At 65.9% G+C, this 1,032-nt stretch carries 1 protein-coding gene; it reads right to left on the reverse strand.

Annotation, left to right across the window (positions count from 1 at the left end; genetic code table 11):
* Window positions 1-97 precede the first annotated feature (97 nt).
* Window positions 98-1,032, reverse strand: a 935-nt coding sequence (locus ACFW2E_RS47795; protein ID WP_384478672.1) for a 5'-nucleotidase C-terminal domain-containing protein, incomplete at its 5' end; no start/stop codon positions are given.

Raw genomic sequence — 1,032 nt, forward strand, 5'->3', positions numbered from 1 at the left:
GGATGTCTTGGAGTGACAGACCTCTTCTACGGCAGCTCCGCTGCTTTGCCTACGGCTTTGACAAGCGGCCCCAGGCCTTAACTGAACGGCGTTGGTGCTAGAACACCGGCGTGCCGTCCCGCGTCAGCTTCCAGTCCACCGACGCGAAGTCCTTCGGGTCCAGGACGCCCTTGGCGGTCACCCACTCCGCGATGCGGGTGCGGATCTCCGTCGACTCCGACCACAGCTCCTTGGCCGAGGCGACGTGCGGGAACGCGCCGCCGCCGTTCGCGCGGTAGTTGTTCACCGCGAGGACGAACTGCTGGGCGTCGTCGAGGGCGGCACCGTTGTACGTGAGGTTCCTGATCCGCGAACCGGCCGCCCGGGCGATGTCGATCTCGTACTGGAAGCCCGACACGTAGTCGTAGTTGTAGTCCGGACGGCCGTTCGCGTTCGTCAGCTTCTCGACGTCGACGGCGGAGTCGGCGGCCGTCTGGACGAAGTACTCCGCCGAGTACTCCAGGTACGCCCGGATCTGGGCGCCCGTCATCAGCTTGGCGACCAGCGTGTTGTCGTACACGTACAGGCTCGACAGGTCCCGGATCGTCACGTCGCCGGCCGGGATCTCCGAGGTGCGGGAGAACGGCGAGGCCTGTGCGACCACCGGAAGCGAGGCGTACTCGGTGCCGGACAGGGCCGCCTTGACCACGTCCTCCTGGACCTTGGTGATCAGGTCGATGATCGGGGCGTCCTTGTAGCGGGCGTCGACCGTGGTCAGGGTCGCGGTCGCGGTGCCGACGACCTGGTTGACGTACTCGACGACCTTGGCGTGCTCGTCCTTCAGCAACTTGGTGATCTTCGGGTCGTCCGCGACCGTGCTGGAGTTGCGCAGCGACGCCGAGACGGTCTCGACCTCCCACTTGCCCTTGCTGAACACCAGCTCGATGTCGAACAGGGTGAGGCGCACGGCTCCGGACAGAGACACGCAAATCACCACCCACCAGCCCGGGCCCACTGTGTTGTCCTTGTGCTCCGGGTTCTCCAGGTGCGCGT

This window comes from Streptomyces sp. NPDC058964, from assembly GCF_042741275.1.
Lineage (GTDB): Bacteria > Actinomycetota > Actinomycetes > Streptomycetales > Streptomycetaceae > Streptomyces.